A 17,648-nucleotide genomic window follows, 5' to 3' on the forward strand; every position below is an offset into this window, starting at 1 on the left:
CTCAGGTGAATTCGGAGTGACATCCGGATCGGGCCGGAGAATGACAGATGAAGAACTGGTGAGCCCGTTCCCCGCCCTTTCCACCGCCCCCTATTCTCGCTGAATTCGGTGCTACGTTCGCGCACGTGACCGATATATCCACCTCACCTCCGCCCGCCGCGCAGGGCGGGCAGAGCCGGCCAGGACCGGCATCCCGTCGGCTGCGCCTCATCTCTCCCGCGGGGTGGACCACCGCCATCACCACCGCCGCACTGCTGATCTACACCACCCTCACGGCCGGCGTCTTTCTCGACATCCGTTATGTACTCGCCGCCCTGCGGACGACGGGCGCGGACGGGCTTTCCCCCTCCGAGATATTCGCCCACCGGCCCTTCTTCTACCGCTGGTTGCTTTACGGTCTCGACTCCGTCACCGGTGGACCGAACGCGGTGCGCGAAGCTCTCATGCGGCTGATCGGCATCGCCCTGTGCGCGGCCGCCGGTCTGCTGCTGCACCGGGCCCTGCGCCGGCGCCTGCCCGAGCGGGACGCGATGCTCGTCGCCGGCCTGACCGCCCTCACCCTGGCCTTCGCGCCCGTCATCGACTATCTGCAGCCGGAGTGGTTCGCGATCGTCTTCGCGACGGTCGCCGTCGCCGCCGCGCTCGGGGTCCGCAGCCGCCCGCAGGCCGCCGCGCTGGCCGCCCTGCCGCTCGGCCTCGCCGTGCTGATGAAGTACTCCACCGCGGGCACCGCCGCGATGGCGCTCCTCGTGGTCTTCGCCGTGGACCGCGTACGGGGGCTGCTGCTCGCCGCCGCGACGGCCGTCGGCACCGGCCTGCTGTTCGCGCTCAGCGCCTGGTCGGGCTCGCGCGAACTCCAGTGGCTGCGCGACATGCCGTACATCAACGCGCACGCGCTGGGCAACGGCCCGGTCGTCCTCCCGGACCTGCTGCCGCGGACCGCCGACTACCTGGGCGACCGGACCGCGCTGACGCCGGTGCTCGCGCTGCTGCCCGGCGCACTGCTGCTGTTCGCTGCCACCCTCCCGTCGCGCCGGCAGCGCGTCGAGGCCGTGCTCGTCACCCTGCTGCTCCTCGTCGTCGGCCTGGCCGTCGTGGTCTACCAGGGCAACTGGTTCGCCTACCACGGCGAGAGCCTGCCGGTGGTGGCCGCGGCCCTGACCGGCCTCGCGATCGGCCGCTGGTACGGCGTCCACGGCAGGCCCCCGCTGTGCCTCACCGTGCTCGCCCTCCTGTACGGCGCGCTGGCCCCGCTGCTCGCCTTCGTCCGCGCGGACGTCGACACGACGGTCGTCGCGTGGCTCGCCTCGGCGGCGGCCCTCCTCTCCGGCGTGGTGGACCTGTCGCGGGTACGGGCACCGCGTCCGCGCGCCGGCCGTGTCCCGGTCGCCCTGCCGGTCCTCGCGCTCGTCGTGTGCCTGGCCGCGACCGTGTGGCCCACGGCCGGGGTCCGGGTGATCGGGGGGAACATCGTCACGACCAACGCCGAGCTCAAGGTGCAGGCCCGGTCGGCGCGGACGGCGGCCGAGCAGGTGGACGCCCGACTCCCGTCCGGGGTACCCGTGTTGTACCTGACCTTCGGCCAGCAGGCGTACTACATCGGCCACCCGACCGGCTGCCGGTACCCCTTCCCCACCTTCTTCAACGTGCCCAGGCAGCTCACCGAGGTGCCCTCGCTCGAGTCGACCCGGGAGAACGTGCGCTGCATCACGCAGGAGCACCCGGCCGCCTACGCCGTCTACCAGCCCAGCTGGCTGTCGCTGGGCGTGATCGACCCGCGGATCGCCGCCGACATCCGCGCGGCGTACGACTGTCCCAAGCCGGAGGGACAGCAGCTCGTGGTGTGCACGGCACGCCGCTGAGGCAGGCACTGCCCACGCGAAAGGCCCCGGCGGTGAACTCCTCCGCCGGGGCCTGTGCTGTTGGGGTTTGTGCTGTTGGGGTTTGTGCTGTTGGGGTTTGTGCTGTTGGGGCGCGTTCGCCACGCCCGGTCAGGCCACGCCCGGTCAGAGCACGCCCGGTCAGAGCGCGCCCGGTCAGGCCACGCCCGCGATGCGTGCCGCCTTGTGGCCCAGCTCCACCGAGTAGCTCTGCCCCCGGTCCTGCGGGTAGATCTGCGCCATCGTCGCGAGCGTCACCCGGCTGAGGTGGGTCCGGTGCCCGGGGATCAGCGCCTTGTACCCGGGCGTGACCACGGGCTGGGCGAAGGGCGCCCGGGAGAAGTGCCAGTCCTGGATCCAGGTGCGGTCGAACTCCGGGTTCAGCCGCTTGAGCCACGGCAGATACCGCTCCAGCAGCTCGGCCGGATCGGTGGTGAAGCGCCAGTCGTCCCGCTCGACGTAGTTGCCCACGTAGAGGATGTGACGGCCCCCGTACTGCGCCGGGTCGATCATCTGCGTGTGCTCGACGACCGCGAGGAAGGGGAACTCTGGCTCGTTGATGTTCAGCCAGTAGTACGGGACGGCGCTGCGGTCCAGCTCCAGGACGAAGCAGGTCGCGCCCAGGTACTGGTTGCGCCGGACGGCGTCGTCGGCCGGCGCGTCGGCGGCCTTGGCGAAGGTGGGCTGCGGAGTGGTGACGATCAGCTGGTCGAAGGTGTACGAGGCGCCGTCGGCGGTGCGCACGGTGACCGGCCCGTCGTCGCCGTCCTGGCGGATCGTCTCCATCCGCTTGCCGAACTCGACCTTGCCGCCGCGCTCGGCGACGCGGTCGGCGAGGGTCGCGTAGACCCGGTCGAACCCGCCGTCCAGGTAGCCGAGTTCGAAGGTGCGGCAGTGCACACGCGCCCACAGCCAGGCCATGGACACCTGGTCGGCGCGGTCGCCGAACTTCCCGCGCAGCAGCGGCTCCCAGACGGCCTCGGTGGCGCGCCGCCCAGCCCACTTACGGAGCCAGCTCAGCGCGGTGCGGTCGGTGAACCGTTCCCCGTCGCGCACGACCTTCAGCCATGCCGAGGACAGCCCGAAGCGGACACCGGCGGGCAGGCCGTACAGCGGGGAGGTCAGCATCTCCAGCGGTGTGCTGAAGGGATGCGTCCGCCCACCCCGGTGCACACCGGTGGTGGTCTTGTGGAAGCGCAGGTCGCCGCCGAGGCCCAGCTCCTCGATGAGCTCGATCATCTGGCGGTCGCTGCGGAAGATGTGGTGGTAGTAGCGCTCCAGCGGCACTCCCCCGACGGAGATCGACGCGGCGAGCCCGCCGAGTTCGTCGGCCGCCTCCAGGACGGTGACCGCGTGGCCCTGCTTGACCGCGTCGTACGCGGCGGTGAGGCCGGTCGCTCCCGCGCCGATGACGCCGAGATTCATGCGAAGCTCCACTTTCTGTTGAGCGCGAACTGGAAGACCAGCACCAGCGGCAGCGAGCCGGCCTTCACGAGGTTCGGGTCGATGCCGAGCCCCCGGGAGAACACCGCGAGCAGCACGAACGTCACGGCGATGCCGGTCAGGCCGACGGCGTAGAAGCGCAGATAGCGCAGCAGCAGGCGGTCGCGCCTGCCGAAGGTGAACAGAGCGTTCAGGACGAAGTTGTTGGTGATGCCGAGGCTGGTGGAGAGCACGTTGGCCACCTGCTCGTGCAGTCCGGCCACGTTGTAGAGCAGCAGGAACGCACCCATGTCGAGCAGCACCCCGCTGCCGCCGACCAGCGCGTACGTGATCAGCTGCCGGAGGTCGCGGGTGCGGCCGCCGGCGCCCCGCGCGGTGCCGCCGCCTGCCCCATCGTCGGTGCCGACCTGGGTGCCGCCGCCCGCCCGGGAGCCGGTGCCCGTCGGGGTGTCGGTGCCCGCCGGGGAGGCGGCGTCGGTGCCCGTGCGGGAGTCGGCGCGCACCACGCCCTCAGCGGCCATGGCCGGTGCCGTCGCCGCCGGCGGCCTCCGGGTCGTGCGAGATGACCTGCCGCACGGTGTACAGGGGCCGGCCCTGCACCTCGTTGTACGTACGGCCGACATAGCTGCCCAGCACGCCGAGCGACAGCATCTGCACTCCGCCCATGAACAGCACGACGACCATCAGCATCGTCCAGCCGGAGACGGTGATCTCGGGCCGCAGCACCTTCATGGCGAGCGCGTAGCAGATGCCGACGAGGGAGAGCACGAGCACCGCGAAGCCCAGCTTGGTGATCATCCGCAGGGGCGCGGTGGAGAAGCCGGTCAGCCCGTCGATGGCGAGCCGCGCCATCTTGCGCAGCGGGTACTTCGTCTCTCCGGCGAACCGTTCGTCGCGGTCGAAGTGCACCTCGCTCTGCCGGAAGCCGATCGAGGCGACCATGCCCCGCACGAACCGGCTGCGCTCCCTGAAGCGGCGCAGCTCGTCGGCGGCGCGTCGGTCCATGAGCCGGAAGTCGCCGGTGTCCAGCGGGATGTCCACCTCGGTGGAGGACCGCAGGAGCCGGTAGTAGGCGTGCGCGGTGGCCCGCTTGAAGAGCGTGTCCTGCCGGCTGCGCCGTCGCGCGTGCACGATCTCCGCACCGTCCCGCCAGGCGTCGATCAGCTGGAGACTGACCTTCGGCGGGTCCTGGAGGTCGGTGTCCATGACGATCACGGCATCGCCGCGGGCCTCGTCGATACCGGCCGTGATGGCCATCTGGTGCCCGAAGTTGCGCGCGAAGTCGACGACCCGGACACGCGGGTCGTTCTTCGCGATGTCTTCCAGGATGTCCGGCGTGCCGTCGGCGGAGCCGTCGTTGACGTACACCAACTCATAGGCGAACTCGGGACGTTCACCGAGTGCCGCGACGAGTTCCTCGTGGAAGTGGCGAATCCCGTCCTGTTCGTCGAAGACGGGCAGCACATAGGAGACGAGCGCGGCGCCACCGCGCTGACGGGGCACGTGGGACTCCTGCACCCGGCTGGATATGTCAGGCATTCGGCGAACGTAGGGGCGCGATGTGAACGCGGCCCCAACGCGCGATGAGTGGTGCAATGCGGTGAATCGACAGACGCTGCGACCGCCGCGGCCGCCGCCCGCCCGGGCTCCGGAGAGCCGTCGGGCCCTCGGCTACCGGATCCCGTAGCGCGCGGAGATCCCGGTCACGATGATCTCGAAGCCCTCCTCGAACTGCCGGTCGTAGTCCTCGAAGATCTCCGCGCCCGCCTTCGCCGACAGCGGGAACCCTTCGAGCAGCCGGGCGGGTTCCCCGACCTCGAAGCCCTCGCGCCGCTCACTCGGCAGCGGCTGTACGCCCTGCTCCTCGGCGACGAACCCGACGGTGTACGCGAACGTGGTCGAGGAGGCGCGTACGGCGTCGGCGAGGGTGAACCCGGCGGCCGTGAACAGCCGCAGGTTCTCCTCCATCCGCACGGCGTGGTCGGTGCCGGTGAAGCGTGAGCCGCTGAAGACCTTGGCGCCGTCGCGGTGGGCGAGGAGGCCCGCGCGCAGCCCGTGGTCGGTCCTGCGCAGCCGTTCCTGCCGGCTGTCCGCGGGATCGAGTGCGATGCCCGCGGCCATCCGCCGGTACATCTCGGTCGCCATCTCTTCCAGCAGGGCCTGCTTGACGTCCAGCTCCCTGGCGATGGTGGAGGACGGCGTGTTCCTGGTCCGCCCGGACGGCTACGTGGGCTGGGCGGGCGACACGGCGGACGGCCTCGGGGCCTACCGGGCGCGGTCCGGCCCCGGCCAGGACGGGTCCTGGCCGTCACCGTCGAGGAGGGTGTCCACGGACAGCTGGAGAAGGAATCACCCAGCTCAGAACGCATCCGACGGCACGTAGGTCCCCCAGATCCCCCGGAGGGCGTTGCACACCTCGCCCACCGTCGCCCGGGCCCGCAGCGCGTCCTTCATCGGGTACAGGACGTTGTCCTCGCCCTCCGCCGCCTTCTTCAGGGCGTCCAGGGCCGAGTCCACCGCCGCCTGGTCGCGCTCGGTCCGCAGCTTCGCGAGGCGTTCGGCCTGCTGGGCCTCGATGGCCGGGTCGACGCGGAGCGGCTCGTAGGGCTCCTCCGTGTCGAGCTGGTAGCGGTTGACGCCGACCACGACCCGCTCGCCGGAGTCGGTCTCCTGGGCGATCCGGTAGGCGGACCGCTCGATCTCGCTCTTCTGGAAGCCGTGCTCGATGGCCGATACCGCGCCGCCGAGGTCCTCGACCTTCTTCATCAGCCCGACGGCCGCCGCCTCGACGTCGTCGGTCATCTTCTCCACGACGTAGGAGCCCGCGAAGGGGTCGACCGTCGCCGTCACGTCGGTCTCGTAGGCGAGCACCTGCTGGGTGCGCAGGGCCAGGCGCGCGCTCTTGTCCGTGGGCAGCGCGATGGCCTCGTCGAAGGAGTTCGTGTGCAGCGACTGCGTGCCGCCGAGGACCGCCGCCAGGCCCTGGACGGCGACCCGGACCAGGTTCACCTCCGGCTGCTGGGCCGTCAGCTGGACGCCCGCCGTCTGCGTGTGGAAGCGCAGCATCAGCGACTTGGGGTTCTTCGCGCCGAACTCCTCCCGCATCACCCGCGCCCAGATCCGGCGCGCCGCGCGGAACTTCGCGACCTCCTCCAGGATCGTCGTGCGGGCCACGAAGAAGAAGGACAGGCGGGGCGCGAAGTCGTCCACGTCCATGCCCGCCGCCACCGCCGTACGCACGTACTCGATGCCGTCGGCCAGGGTGAAGGCGATCTCCTGCGCCGGGGACGCGCCCGCCTCGGCCATGTGGTAGCCGGAGATCGAGATGGTGTTCCACTTCGGGATCTCGGCACGGCAGTACTTGAAGATGTCGGCGATCAGACGGAGCGACGGCTTCGGCGGGAAGATGTACGTCCCCCGCGCGATGTACTCCTTCAGCACGTCGTTCTGGATCGTGCCGGTCAGCTGGCCGGCCGCCACGCCCTGCTCCTCGCCGACCAGCTGGTACATCAGCAGCAGCAGCGCCGCCGGGGCGTTGATCGTCATCGACGTCGACACCTTGTCCAGCGGGATCCCGCCGAACAGCACCCGCATGTCGTCGACCGAGTCGATCGCCACGCCCACCTTGCCGACCTCGCCGCTCGCGATCGGCGCGTCGGAGTCGTGGCCCATCTGGGTCGGCAGGTCGAAGGCGACCGACAGGCCCATCGTGCCGTTGGCGATCAGCTGCTTGTAGCGGGCGTTGGACTCCACCGCCGTGCCGAACCCGGCGTACTGACGCATCGTCCAGGGACGGCCGGTGTACATCGACGGATAGACGCCCCGGGTGAAGGGGTACTTCCCCGGCTCGCCCAGCTGCTCGGCCGGGTCCCAGCCCGCCAGGTCATCCGGCCCGTACACCGGCTCGATGGGCAGTCCGGACTCCGACTCACGCGCCATTGGTGTGATGCCTCCCGCTGAGCAATGCCCGTTGCTTCGACTGATCGAGCCACTAACCGTCACTCGTCATACTGGCCGGTTACTCGCCAGTACGGTCCGACCTTTCGACGGACTGTAGCGGCGCTCGAGGACCCGGTGGAGAGTGCCGCGCTTTGACCTTCCTCACAGAGTGACGGCGCTGGAGTGACGGCGGTCCCGGTCACCACCATGCCGGTCCGTTCGCCCGGCGTCATCCGGGGGGGGACATCCGAACATCCCAGGCATGCGGATGCGGAGACCGATCGCCGTCCGACCCGGGAGAACGTGTCGGCAGACTTCACCGCGCGCGACTGCGCGGGGCCTCGCACGGAGGCGTGAACGTACCGGACGAGGCGGCGATCGCGGGTCTCTTCGCGCAGGTGAGGAACGGCGACACGGTCGTCGTGTCCTGGCGAGCCCGGTGAGCCGGGTGAGGTGTTTGGGGCGCGAGCGGGACCGGGGGAACGTGTCCCGCCCGCGCCGAGCGCACGAGCCGAAGGTACGGGGGGAACCCCCGGCTCGATGCAAGGGCCGATGACCAGTCGGCTCACTTGTTACTGCGCCCCGGCCGCCAAAAACGTCACACCCCTCGCGAAGAAAGTTTTCGCGATTCGCGAAGCCGCAGGTCAGCGGTGGTGGGAGGACGAGCTGGCGGCCGACCCGCCGGAGTGGCCGTGGCCGCCGGAGCCACCCGGGTGGCCCTGCCTGACGGAGCCGCCGCCCGATCGACCGGACCCGATGCCCTGACGGCCGTCACCGCCATGGCCATGGCCACCGCCACCGCCGCCATGGCCGCCGCCATGGCCGCCACCGTGGCCGTCACGATCACGGCCACCGTCATCGTCGTCGTCATCGGAACCACCGCCGGAACCGCTCTTGTCGCCCGAGCCGCCGCCGTGACTACCGCGGTCGTCCTGGTTCTGTCCGCCGTTCCCGCCGTTCCCGCTGTTCCCGCCGTTCCCGCTGTTCCCGCTGTTCCCGCTGTTCCCGCTGTTCCCGCTGTTCCCGCTGTTCCGGCCGGCCGTGCCGTTCGAGGTGCGGTCGTCGCCGTGGGGGTTACCTGCGGGGGTCCCGCCGAGGACGCCCGCGCAGTACTTCGGCACGCGCGTCGGGCCGCCCGCGAGGTGCTCCAGGGTCCGGCGGCGCTCGGTGTCCAGGGTCCGGCCGGCGCTCAGATCGCGGCAGGACGAGGTCACGCCGGCCGGCCAGGTGCCGCGGGCGCCCGGCGCGGCCGAGGCGTCGTCGCCGGTGTTCCCCTTGCCCACGCCCTCACGGCCGGTGCCGTCCGTGCCGCCGTCCGGTGCCGCCGGGCCCGAGTCGCCGCCCGGGGCGTCCGGCGAGGGTGAGGCGAGCGAGTGCTCGTCCGGCGGCACGGCCGCCGGGACGGATGCCACGGGGCGGGCCGGTCCGGTGCCGTCGAACGGGCTCGGCAGGACTCCCGTCCCGGCCGCGATCCCACCCACCATCCCGGCGGCCAGCGCGGCGGCCAGGCCCAGACGGGCGGGCCGGCTCCAACGGCTGCGGCCGCCGGCCTCCGGGATCCGGCCGCCGATGCGCACCAGCCCGGCGTCGTCGGCGTGCACGGCACGGGGCCGACCGGCGGCGGCCGTGGTCCCACCGGCGAGTCCGGAGAGTCCGGCCGGTCCGGCGGCACCCGGGGCGGAGTCGGCGCGGCCGACGGGACCGGCACGGCGGGCGAGGTCGGCACGGTCCGCGTGGGTCTTGCGGAAGGCGGCCAGGGCCGCGGCCTCGCCGGGGAGTTCGTCGTCGCCGGGCAGGGGTTCGGCGGCCAGCGCGGAGAGCGCGTCGAGGGTCCTGGAGAGCCGTTCGGCCTCTTCCCCGGCCGGGCCGTCGACAGCGTTGTCCGGTGACTCTCCGCGCAGCAGACGCTCCGCCGTTTCGCGGTCGAGCCACCTGTCCTGCTTGTCGGCCATCACATGTCCTTCTGCGTCCGCGCGCGCGTATGCGTCACACCCGCGGACGTCACCGCACGCGAGCGCGGTTCGCGCTGCGGCGGCAGTGCGTCGAGCACGCCGGCCGTCTCCGGATCCTCGCCGAGCAGTTCGGCGAGCTTCTTCAGACCGCGGTGGGCGGCCGTCCGCACGGCGCCGGGTCTCTTGCCGAGCGTCTCGGCGGCCGTCTTGGCGTCCAGTCCCATGACGACCCGCAGGACGACGGCCTCGGCCTGGTCCTGCGGCAGCCGGGCGATGAGGCCGAGGGTGCGGCCGGTGGCCAGCGCCTCGATGGCTTCCCCCGCGGTGTCGGACTCGGCGGCCCGGCCGGTCAGCTCGGTCTCGTCGCCGACGGTCGCCGGGCGCCGCCCGCGCATGCGGATGTGGTCCAGGGCGCGGTTGCGGGCGATCCGGGCGGCCCAGCCGCGGAAGCGGTCCGCGTCGCCGCTGAACCGCTCCAGGTCCCGGGCTATCTGGAGCCAGGCCTCGGAGGACACGTCCTCGGCGTCGAGGTCGCCGACCAGCGTCCGTACGTACCCGAGCAGCCGCGGGTGCACCGCGCGGTACACAGTACGGAACGCGGTCTCGTCCCCGTTCTGTGCCGCGAGCACCGCGGCTGTCAGCTCCGCGTCGTCCCCCACGTCGTGGTTCCTCGGTCGATGGTTCGCGGTCCGTGGACCGCAGGTCGTTGCGGTGGTCTGCCGCTTGGCCGTCCGGCGCGAAAGGCACGTTACGACCTGAAACAGCCGCACGTCCATGTCCGTAGAACATGCAACTAACTCGTGACGCGAGGGGATGCGCCGGGGGTGTGACAGAAAACGCACTCATGGCGCTGTAGGGAGTACGGGCCGCCGCGCGGCCCGTGCCGCGCGACGGCCGGGGCCTCTCCTGTGGGGGGTGGCGGCCCCGGCCGTTGCCTTGGCGGCAACCGTTTACCCCGCCATCGGCCCCGCTCCCGGCGGCCTTGCCGGTCTTCCCGGCCCCGCCATCGGCCCCGCTCTCGGCTGCCTTGCCGGTCTTTCCGGCCTCGACGGTGGCGTCGGCGCCGACGGTCTAGTGGGCCTTGGCGGCCTTCCGGATCTCCTCCGCCTGCGGGGACTTCGCTGCCTCGGGGGCCGTGTCGGGGTCGGCTGTCCCACCGGCTTTCGGACTCCTGCCGGCGTTCGCGGTCTTCTGCGCCTTCGCGGACTTGTCGGCCTTCGCGGTTTTCTGCGCCTTCGCGGACTTGTCGGCCTTCGCGGTTTTCTGCGCCTTCGCGGACTTGTCGGCCTTCGCGGACTTCTGTGCCTTGGCTGTCCTGCCGGCCTTCGCGGACTTCTCGACGTTCAGTCCGTCCCGCGCCGCGCAGTACGCCGCGACGTTCCCCTCGCCGCCCGCCGCCGTGACGAGCCGCTGCCAGGCCGTGGAGTCCATCGCCCTGCCCCGCCCGTGAACCTTCTCGTAGGCACGGCAGTGGGCCTCGGTGTCCTTGGCGCCCAGGGGACGGTCCCGGTCGGCGGGGACGGTCGGCGGCGGGCTCGCGGAGGCGCCGGTGGACCGGGCCCGGGACGCGGTCGCCGACCCTTCGGGGCGGCCCGCGGCGTCGGCATGGCCGTCACCGGCGGAGCCGACGGCGGCGAAGGCGACCCCGCCCAGCGCGAGGCCGGCGACCAGCACGGAGAGCGTGGCCCTCAGCGAACGGGCGGTGTGCCGCCGGGCCCGGGGCCGCCAGTCGTCCCGGCGCCGGGTACGGGCCTGGTGCGCGCCCGCGTCCCGGGCGGCCCGGAAGGCTGCGACGGCCCGCCGCTCGCCGTCGCCGGTCCCGCGCGGGGCCCGGGCGCGCAGGGCCCGGACGAGCAGGGCCTCCAGCGCGGGTGTCGCAGTGCGTGGGGTGTCGGCGGTGGCAGGGGCTTCGACGTCGGCCGCGGCGTCCGCAATGTGTGGAGGACGCGCGCGCCGACGGCTGTGGCCCGCGCCGTCGTTCAGCCGTTCACCCATTCCGTTTCCGCCTCTGTCCCGTCCGTCCGATCAGGCCGTCCGACCTGGTGGCCGCGTCCGTCACTGATCCATACGGTGTACGGCCCCCGCCGTTCATATCGACTCCCCCAGCGTCCGGGAGCCGCCATCCGTCACACCCTCGCCGGTGCCCTGGTCGCCGAGTTCGCGGGCCAGCCGCTTCAGGCCCCGGTGCGCGGCCGTACGGACGGCGCCGGGGCGCTTGCCGAGGACGCGGGCGGCGGCGGGTCCGTCCAGTCCCACGACCACCCGTAGCAGCACCGCTTCCGCCTGGTCGCGCGGCAGCCCGCGGACCAGCTCAAGGGCGCGTTCGGTGGAGAGCGACTCCAGTGCCTGGTCGTGGGTGCTGTGCGGGCCGGGCAGGTCGAGGACGACGTCCTGGTCCAGCACCGCCGACCGGGGCCTGACCCGCAGCCGGCGCAGATGGTCGAGAGCCCGGTGCCGGGCGATGGTCGCCGTCCAGCCGCGGAAACCGGCACCGTCGCCCTTGAACCGCCCCAGGTCCCGGGCTATCTCCAGCCAGGCGTCGGAGGCCACGTCCTCGGCGTCGTCGCCGACGATCCCGCGCAGGTAGCCGAGCAGTCCGGGCTGCACGATCCGGTACGCCACGGCGAACGCGGCCTCGTCACCGTCCTGGGCCCGCGTCACGGCCGCGCCCAGTTCCCCGTCGTACGCGTGCGCGCGCCGGGGTTCCCCTCCCTGGCCCAAGACTGTCCTCGTTCGTGCGGAGTTCGTCCGGCGCGCGACTCCCCCGTCGGACCCCGGGTCCGGACGCGGCCACGCCCCCACGGTCATCAGCGTCGGACTCCACGGAAGTGTCACAGCGCGCGCTCGGACTGCTGAGGAACCGTATGACCACCCACCAGGAAAGAAGTCGTCATGCTCCGCCGGCATCGAGGCCGTGAAGCGGGCCCCGCGCCCTAACGACCGGCTCCCCGCATCGCGTCCCGGCACAACAGTCGCAGGGAGCCGTGGCCGGCGAAGCAGCGGCGGGACTCGTCGAGCGGTTCCCAGAGGCGGCCGTCGGGGGTGCGGACCCAGTGGTCGCCCGCGGAGCCCCACCACTCGGCGCCGGTCTGCCGGACGATCACCTCGCCGGCGTAGGAGCCGAGGCCGCGCAGCGCATCCGCGACAGCGGGGTACGGCGAGCCCTCGCGCCGCAGCTCCTCGATCATGCGGTCGACGCGCCACAGGCTCTGCGGTGAGTGGTCGAGGTGGGGCCGGACGGCGCCGGGCGCGGCGGCCACCGCCTCCGCCGCCCACCGCACGGGTTTGGCGGCGGCGGTGGGACGGGGGGCCGGCTCTGCGGTCCGGGCGGTGTGGTCGGTCGTCCTACGCGTCACACTGGGAAGAGCGAGGTCGGCGGCGGTGGCGTCACTCGTTTCCGGGGCCTTTCCGAGACCGGTGCAGGACCGACCCACTTCCCCCGCACTCCGCTCACTTACGTCCACGAGCCCGCCGCGAGACCACCGCACGCAGCACCCGGCGCCCCTCTGTCGATATCTCGAGGGCCCGGCGGAGTCCGCCCGCGCCGTGGCCGGAGAGCACCTCCAGGACCGTGATCTGGCGACGCAGTTCGGCGGCGACGAGGGGCGGCATGCCCTCGGTACGGCCCTCGCGGCGGGCGTCGAGCGGGGAGGCGTCCTTCGCCGGGTCGAGGAGGCGGTGGATCTGAAGCGAGGCGACGGAGCAGGCGTCGGCCCAGAGCCGTACCCCGGCGGCGGAGCGGTCGTCGGGGGCGGCGGCCAGCATCCGGCGGGCGAGCAGTTTGGCCTCGTCGTCCTCCTCGGCCGCGGACGCGACCTTGCCGCGCGCCTGTTGCAGCAGGTCTCCCCAGTCGGCGGCGTCGGAGTCCTCGGTGAGGTTGCCCCACAACGGTCGCAGGATCTCGTCGTCACCTCCGAGCAGCGGTACGCACCGATCCAAACAAGCCAGCCCGCTGGCGGCCAGTCCGCGTTCGTCGGCCTGAGCGATCAGTTCCACCAGGCTCATCCACGCCTCCTCGCCAGGGCACCGACCTTACGGAGCCCGCACTTCCCCTTACTGCGTGCGACGGGCCAGGAGTGTCACAGGGCAGGGTTTTCGGCCAACTCCGGCGACGGCGCCACCGGGCCCGGTCCGTGCAGTGCCTTCTCGTTCTGCATCCGGGTCAGCCGCAGGACGAAGGCGATCGCGAGGGCGGCCGCGACGAGGTCGGCCAGGTCCGCGAAGATCACCTGGGGCATGGCGCTGTAGATCTCCTCGGCCGTCCCGGCGGTCCCGGCCCTGGCGTGCTTCCGGGAACTCGCCCGGTCGGCCAGGAGCGACACGATCCACATCGCCCACCAGGCGTTGACCAGCCCGTGCGGCCGGGGCCGGTCCCAGGCGGTGCCGGGGCTGCTGGCGTCCCAGATGTCCAGCGCGATCCGGCGCGGGTACCAGAGATTCACGACCGGGGTGAACCAGGCGCCGATCGCCCAGCCGCGCGACTTGCTGTGTCCGTCCGGCCGGAACACCTCGGCGTTGACCCGCACCCGGTGGAACCAGCACAGGAACACGACGACGCAGGCGAGCAGGGCCGCGGTCTGGACGTATCCGGCCCAGTCCAGGAGCCGGTCCGCGCGCTGGGCCCGGGCCGACTCCCCGAGCGCGCCGTCGGCGATGTCGCCCGTGACGTCGTACGTGACGAAGTCCGCCCACAGGGCGAACAGGTCGGCGGCGATGACGAGGCCGAGCAGGGCGGCAGCCGCCCGCGCGAGCGTGACAGGTGAGCGCAGCATGAGGATCCCCCGGGGTCCGTGTGAAGGCCGCGCCCGGCTCTCCCCTGAGCCTCACGCGCGGCAGCACGCGGAACATACGGTTCACCTACGCCGTACGTCCAGCGGAAATCAGCCGAGCCTGTTCGCCAGTGCCGTGAACTGGGTCCAGGTCAGCGGCGGTGTGCCCGCGTCCCACAGCTTCTGGGAGGTGGCCCGCAGGGGCATCCGGATGCCGGCCGCGACCTGGGCCTGCGTCTGGGAGTTAGCGAGGTCGCACCACACCGAGAGGGAGCCGCCGAGGATCTGGGCGTCGTACTTCGCGGCGACCGGTGCCGTGCCGCGCAGCACCCGCGGGGTCCACTGCTGGTAGATCCGCCGTCCGGTCGGATAGGCGAAGTCGTTCGGCTCACCGAGGACGTAGTAGAGGTACTCGTCGTTGTAGTTGAGCATCTTGCGCCCCGCGCTCAGGTACTCCACCGGCGGGCGCGCCCCGATCTCCTTGCCCGTCCAGTACGCGACCACGAGGTCGGAGGCCGGTTTGACCGACGTGCCGCGGAAGAACCCGTCGTTCCACACCCGCATGGTCCGGTCGTGGGCCCGGACGGCGTCGGCGCGGTCGTTCAGCCAGCCGGTGGTGAGGTCGGCGACGCCCGCGCCGGAGCCGTACCGGGCCGTCGCGGCGGCGGCGAGCTGGGGGTAGAAGGCCGCCGGGCTGGACACCGTCAGTGCCTGGTACTCGTCGCCGCCGAGATGCCAGTAGGCGCCGGGGAAGACGTCGGCGTACTCGTCCAGCAGGTCGTCGAGGAGGCTCGCGGAGTCGTCCTTGGAGATGTCGATCGCCCCGCGGGTCGCCACCCCGCTCGCGTTGCGCAGCTGCAGCTCGGGGTGGGCGGCGAGGACGGCGCCCAGGTGCCCCGGCGAGTCGATCTCGGGCACGACGGTGATGTGCCGGCTCGCCGCGAGGTCGACGATCTTCTTCACCTCGGCCTTGGTGAGGTGCTGTCGGGCGACGATCTCCGGGTGGCTGTCGGACTCGATCCGGAAGGCCTGGTCGTCCGAGAAGTGCAGGCCGAGCTGGTTGTACTTCAGGTCGCCGAGCTCACGCACCCGGTCCTCGATCCAGGCGGGGCTGAAGTACTTGCGCGCGATGTCCAGCGTGAACCCGCGCTGCGGCTTGGCCGGCTGGTCGCGCACGACGCCCTCCGGCGCGGTACCGCCGCCGTGCACCTCCTGCTTGAGGGTGCGGGTGCCGTAGAACACGCCGGTGTCGGTGGGCGCGCTGATGGTGACCCGCCCGCCGCGCACGGTCATGGTGTACGACTCCGGGTTCGCGCCCTCGTCGTCGTTGAGCGCCAGTCGCAGGTCCCCGGCGCGTACGTCGTTCCTCTCCCCGGCGTACGTCAGCCCGAGCTCACCGGCGACCAGCCGCCCCTCGTCGGCGAGTCCTGCGTCGCTCACCACCACCCGGCGCGTGGACTGCGGCTTCCAGCCCGGTCCGCGCGCCGGGGTGTGGGCGCGGACGGCGGGGATGGTGCGGGGGGTGGTGGACAGGGCGTAGGAGCGGCTGGGCGTGGGGCTCACCGCGCGGGCGGCGGAGGCGCCGCCGTCGCCGGCGGCGGACGTCCCCGCGGTGGCCTGCCGGGAGGCGGCCGATCCGGCGGGAGTGGTGTCGTCGTCGTCCGACGAGGCCCACACGCCGAGGCCCGCGCCCAGCGCGGCGACCAGCCCGCCCGCCAGCAGTGCTCGTGTGACCACCTGCTGCTGCGGCTTCCTCTGCGGCGCCCGGCGCCGATGCCTGTGCCTGCTCACCCCGCCAACCGTACGACCCTCAGCCGCCCGAAGCGCGTCGAGCCCGGCGTGACGGAGTCCACGACACATTCCGAAACTCTCTCGTCCGGGTGAAATTCAGGCATCGGTCGGACACGTCCTGACCACTCTCGATAACGTGACGACACACCCTTCACTGCATCCCCTGCCACACCACACGTGACGCGAGGATCTCCGCTGCCTGCGCACCCTCTCTCCCCTCTCTCCGGCCGTCTCGCCATACCGGCGCAGACCCGGACCTCACCCGCACCGCTGCTGGACGGTTTCAACACCGCGTCCGCCGACGAGGTCCACCACACCCTCCTCGGCTGTCTCCGCAGCCTGCGCTGGGCCCGGCGCGTGGCCGATCACCGCCCCTATCCGACGCTCGACGCCCTTCTGGCCGCCTCCGACGAGGCCGCGTACGACCTGAGCCCGGGCGATCTTGCGGAGGCGCTGGCGGCGGAGTCCCTCCCCGCACTGCCGGAGGACGCGTACGGCGCGGCGCACACGGCGCTGAACGCGGCGCACGCGGCCTACGAGGCCAGATTCGGACACGCGTTCGTCATCTGCCTGTCGTCCGTCCCCCCGAACGAGTCCCTGGACCACGTCCTGGAGGCCATCCGGTCACGATTGACAAACGATCCCGAGGACGAACGGGTCGTCGCGGCGGAGGAACTCCGCCTCCTCGGAAAGGCACGACTGGTGAGCCGGCTCAGGGGCGCGGGGCTGTGACATACGCGCCGCCCCGCGGGGCGCGACCAGCCACAACGCCCCCGCACCGGGCACATAACCGCACAACCCACCCCCAAAGCCGGGGACGCTAACCCAAACGCGTGCCACTTTGATCACACCGGTAGGCCCCCTGTAAGCGCCGGGCCGACGGCTGGCTACGATGCTGGGGGCCGGTGGACCGTACCCGGCCGGGCCCGTCCGACACCCAAGCCGGCAGGCTCCAATCCCCGCTCCCGGAGGGTTCTTCCGTGCCGGCTGGAACGCTGTACCGCGGCCGGGAAGGAATGTGGTCCTGGGTGGCTCATCGAGTCACCGGCGTCCTCATCTTCTTCTTCCTGTTCGTCCACGTGCTGGACACCGCCCTCGTGCGTGTCTCCCCCGAGGACTACGACAAGGTCGTAGCCACCTACAAGACGCCGATCGTGGCGCTGCTGGAGTACGGCCTCGTGGCCGCCATCCTCTTCCACGCGCTCAACGGCCTGCGCGTCATCGCCGTCGACTTCTGGTCGAAGGGCCCGCGCTACCAGAAGCAGATGCTCTGGAGCGTCGTCGGCCTGTGGCTGGTGCTGATGCTCGGGGCGATCTACCCCGTCCTCGGCCACGCCGCTCGTGAACTGTTCGGGAGCTGACACCGATGGCCACCACTGAAACCACCGCAGCCGGGATCGGCCCCGTCGAGGGCGGCCCCTTCTACGACGTGGACAACCCGGCGCCCCTCATCGAGGCCCCGCGCAAGCGCACCAGGAAGACCCCGAAGTCCACCCGGGGCAACTTCGAGATGGCCGCCTGGCTGTTCATGCGCCTGTCGGGCGTCGTGCTGGTCGTCCTGGTCCTGGGCCACCTGCTGATCCAGCTCGTGCTGGACGGCGGTGTCTCCAAGATCGGTTTCGCCTTCGTCGCCGGTCGCTGGGCCTCCCCGTTCTGGCAGGTCTGGGACCTGCTGATGCTGTGGCTCGCGATGCTGCACGGGGCGAACGGCCTGCGGACGGTCATCAACGACTACGCGGAGCGCGCGAACACCCGGCTGTGGCTGAAGGGCCTGCTCTACACCGCCACGGTGTTCACCATCCTGCTGGGCACGCTGGTGATCTTCACCTTCGACCCGAACATCCGCTAGGCGCACGGGACCGAGGGACTGAGAG

16 protein-coding genes and 3 pseudogenes are annotated in these 17,648 nt (G+C 72.0%); 6 read left to right on the forward strand and 13 right to left on the reverse strand.

What is annotated here, in order from left to right:
* Nucleotides 1–125 precede the first annotated feature (125 nt).
* A complete protein-coding gene (locus ACFWBB_RS13685; RefSeq protein WP_385270390.1) occupies nt 126–1,862 on the forward strand; it encodes a hypothetical protein in 1,737 nt (578 codons plus the stop codon).
* 174 nt (nt 1,863–2,036) lie between these two features.
* Here the strand turns inward: ACFWBB_RS13685 and ACFWBB_RS13690 are convergent, their stop codons facing one another.
* The 4 genes and pseudogenes from ACFWBB_RS13690 to ACFWBB_RS13705 form a co-directional block, all read right to left on the reverse strand.
* On the reverse strand, nt 2,037–3,305 hold the full coding sequence (locus ACFWBB_RS13690; RefSeq protein WP_385270394.1) for an NAD(P)/FAD-dependent oxidoreductase: 1,269 nt from the start codon (nt 3,303–3,305) through the stop codon (nt 2,037–2,039).
* Nucleotides 3,302–3,844: a GtrA family protein gene (locus ACFWBB_RS13695; protein ID WP_385270397.1), complete on the reverse strand. Its 543-nt coding sequence runs from the start codon at nt 3,842–3,844 to the stop codon at nt 3,302–3,304. The genes ACFWBB_RS13690 and ACFWBB_RS13695 overlap by 4 nt, the downstream gene beginning before the upstream one ends.
* Nucleotides 3,834–4,862: a glycosyltransferase family 2 protein gene (locus ACFWBB_RS13700; protein WP_385270400.1), complete on the reverse strand. Its 1,029-nt coding sequence runs from the start codon at nt 4,860–4,862 to the stop codon at nt 3,834–3,836. The genes ACFWBB_RS13695 and ACFWBB_RS13700 overlap by 11 nt, the downstream gene beginning before the upstream one ends.
* Nucleotides 4,863–4,994: 132 nt before the next feature.
* Nucleotides 4,995–5,510: pseudogene (locus tag ACFWBB_RS13705) on the reverse strand (TetR/AcrR family transcriptional regulator C-terminal domain-containing protein); the annotation flags it as partial.
* A gap of 10 nt (nt 5,511–5,520) precedes the next feature.
* On the opposite strand from ACFWBB_RS13705, the pseudogene ACFWBB_RS13710 reads away from it, so the two are divergent.
* Nucleotides 5,521–5,706: pseudogene (locus ACFWBB_RS13710) on the forward strand (hypothetical protein); the annotation flags it as partial.
* Here the strand turns inward: ACFWBB_RS13710 and ACFWBB_RS13715 are convergent.
* A complete protein-coding gene (locus ACFWBB_RS13715; protein WP_385270403.1) occupies nt 5,682–7,262 on the reverse strand; it encodes a methylmalonyl-CoA mutase in 1,581 nt (526 codons plus the stop codon). The pseudogene ACFWBB_RS13710 and the gene ACFWBB_RS13715 sit on opposite strands and share 25 nt — an antisense overlap.
* A gap of 306 nt (nt 7,263–7,568) precedes the next feature.
* On the opposite strand from ACFWBB_RS13715, the pseudogene ACFWBB_RS13720 reads away from it, so the two are divergent.
* Nucleotides 7,569–7,705, forward strand: a pseudogene (locus tag ACFWBB_RS13720) (L,D-transpeptidase); the annotation flags it as partial.
* Between the two features lie 201 nt (nt 7,706–7,906).
* Here the strand turns inward: ACFWBB_RS13720 and ACFWBB_RS13725 are convergent.
* The 8 genes from ACFWBB_RS13725 to ACFWBB_RS13760 all read right to left on the reverse strand — a co-directional run bounded on the left by ACFWBB_RS13725 (nt 7,907) and on the right by ACFWBB_RS13760 (nt 15,774).
* Nucleotides 7,907–9,214 (reverse strand): hypothetical protein, encoded by a 1,308-nt coding sequence (locus tag ACFWBB_RS13725; protein ID WP_385270406.1) that lies wholly within the window; start codon nt 9,212–9,214, stop codon nt 7,907–7,909.
* Nucleotides 9,214–9,873: an RNA polymerase sigma factor gene (locus ACFWBB_RS13730; protein ID WP_385270409.1), complete on the reverse strand. Its 660-nt coding sequence runs from the start codon at nt 9,871–9,873 to the stop codon at nt 9,214–9,216. The genes ACFWBB_RS13725 and ACFWBB_RS13730 overlap by 1 nt, the downstream gene beginning before the upstream one ends.
* Before the next feature lie 412 nt (nt 9,874–10,285).
* Complete coding sequence (locus ACFWBB_RS13735; RefSeq protein ID WP_385270412.1) at nt 10,286–11,209, reverse strand: hypothetical protein; 924 nt, start codon at nt 11,207–11,209, stop codon at nt 10,286–10,288.
* A gap of 93 nt (nt 11,210–11,302) precedes the next feature.
* Nucleotides 11,303–11,935, reverse strand: coding sequence for an RNA polymerase sigma factor (locus ACFWBB_RS13740; protein ID WP_385270415.1), 633 nt, complete (start codon nt 11,933–11,935; stop codon nt 11,303–11,305).
* Nucleotides 11,936–12,147: 212 nt separating this feature from the next.
* Nucleotides 12,148–12,570 carry a hypothetical protein gene (locus tag ACFWBB_RS13745; RefSeq protein ID WP_385270418.1) on the reverse strand — a complete coding sequence of 141 codons (423 nt, stop codon included), beginning with the start codon at nt 12,568–12,570 and terminating at the stop codon, nt 12,148–12,150.
* Nucleotides 12,571–12,664: 94 nt separating this feature from the next.
* On the reverse strand, nt 12,665–13,219 hold the full coding sequence (locus ACFWBB_RS13750; RefSeq protein WP_385270421.1) for a hypothetical protein: 555 nt from the start codon (nt 13,217–13,219) through the stop codon (nt 12,665–12,667).
* Nucleotides 13,220–13,293: 74 nt separating this feature from the next.
* Nucleotides 13,294–13,986 (reverse strand): DUF4328 domain-containing protein, encoded by a 693-nt coding sequence (locus ACFWBB_RS13755; RefSeq protein ID WP_385270424.1) that lies wholly within the window; start codon nt 13,984–13,986, stop codon nt 13,294–13,296.
* 108 nt (nt 13,987–14,094) lie between these two features.
* The gene (locus tag ACFWBB_RS13760) at nt 14,095–15,774 is read right to left on the reverse strand and encodes a glycoside hydrolase family 20 protein (protein WP_385270427.1); all 1,680 of its coding nucleotides are present in this window, start codon (nt 15,772–15,774) and stop codon (nt 14,095–14,097) included.
* A gap of 177 nt (nt 15,775–15,951) precedes the next feature.
* Here ACFWBB_RS13760 and ACFWBB_RS13765 point away from each other — a divergent pair, with 177 nt between their 5' ends.
* The 3 genes from ACFWBB_RS13765 (at nt 15,952) to ACFWBB_RS13775 (ending at nt 17,623) form a co-directional block, all read left to right on the forward strand.
* On the forward strand, nt 15,952–16,506 hold the full coding sequence (locus ACFWBB_RS13765; protein ID WP_385270430.1) for a 2-oxo-4-hydroxy-4-carboxy-5-ureidoimidazoline decarboxylase: 555 nt from the start codon (nt 15,952–15,954) through the stop codon (nt 16,504–16,506).
* 248 nt (nt 16,507–16,754) lie between these two features.
* Nucleotides 16,755–17,135 (forward strand): succinate dehydrogenase, cytochrome b556 subunit, encoded by a 381-nt coding sequence (sdhC, locus tag ACFWBB_RS13770; protein WP_078504082.1) that lies wholly within the window; start codon nt 16,755–16,757, stop codon nt 17,133–17,135.
* Between the two features lie 5 nt (nt 17,136–17,140).
* Entirely contained in the window at nt 17,141–17,623 is a 483-nt protein-coding gene (locus ACFWBB_RS13775) for a succinate dehydrogenase hydrophobic membrane anchor subunit (RefSeq protein ID WP_385270434.1), read from the forward strand.
* Nucleotides 17,624–17,648: the final 25 nt, after the last annotated feature.

The sequence above is a fragment of the Streptomyces sp. NPDC060000 genome (assembly GCF_042737375.1).
GTDB lineage: Bacteria > Actinomycetota > Actinomycetes > Streptomycetales > Streptomycetaceae > Streptomyces.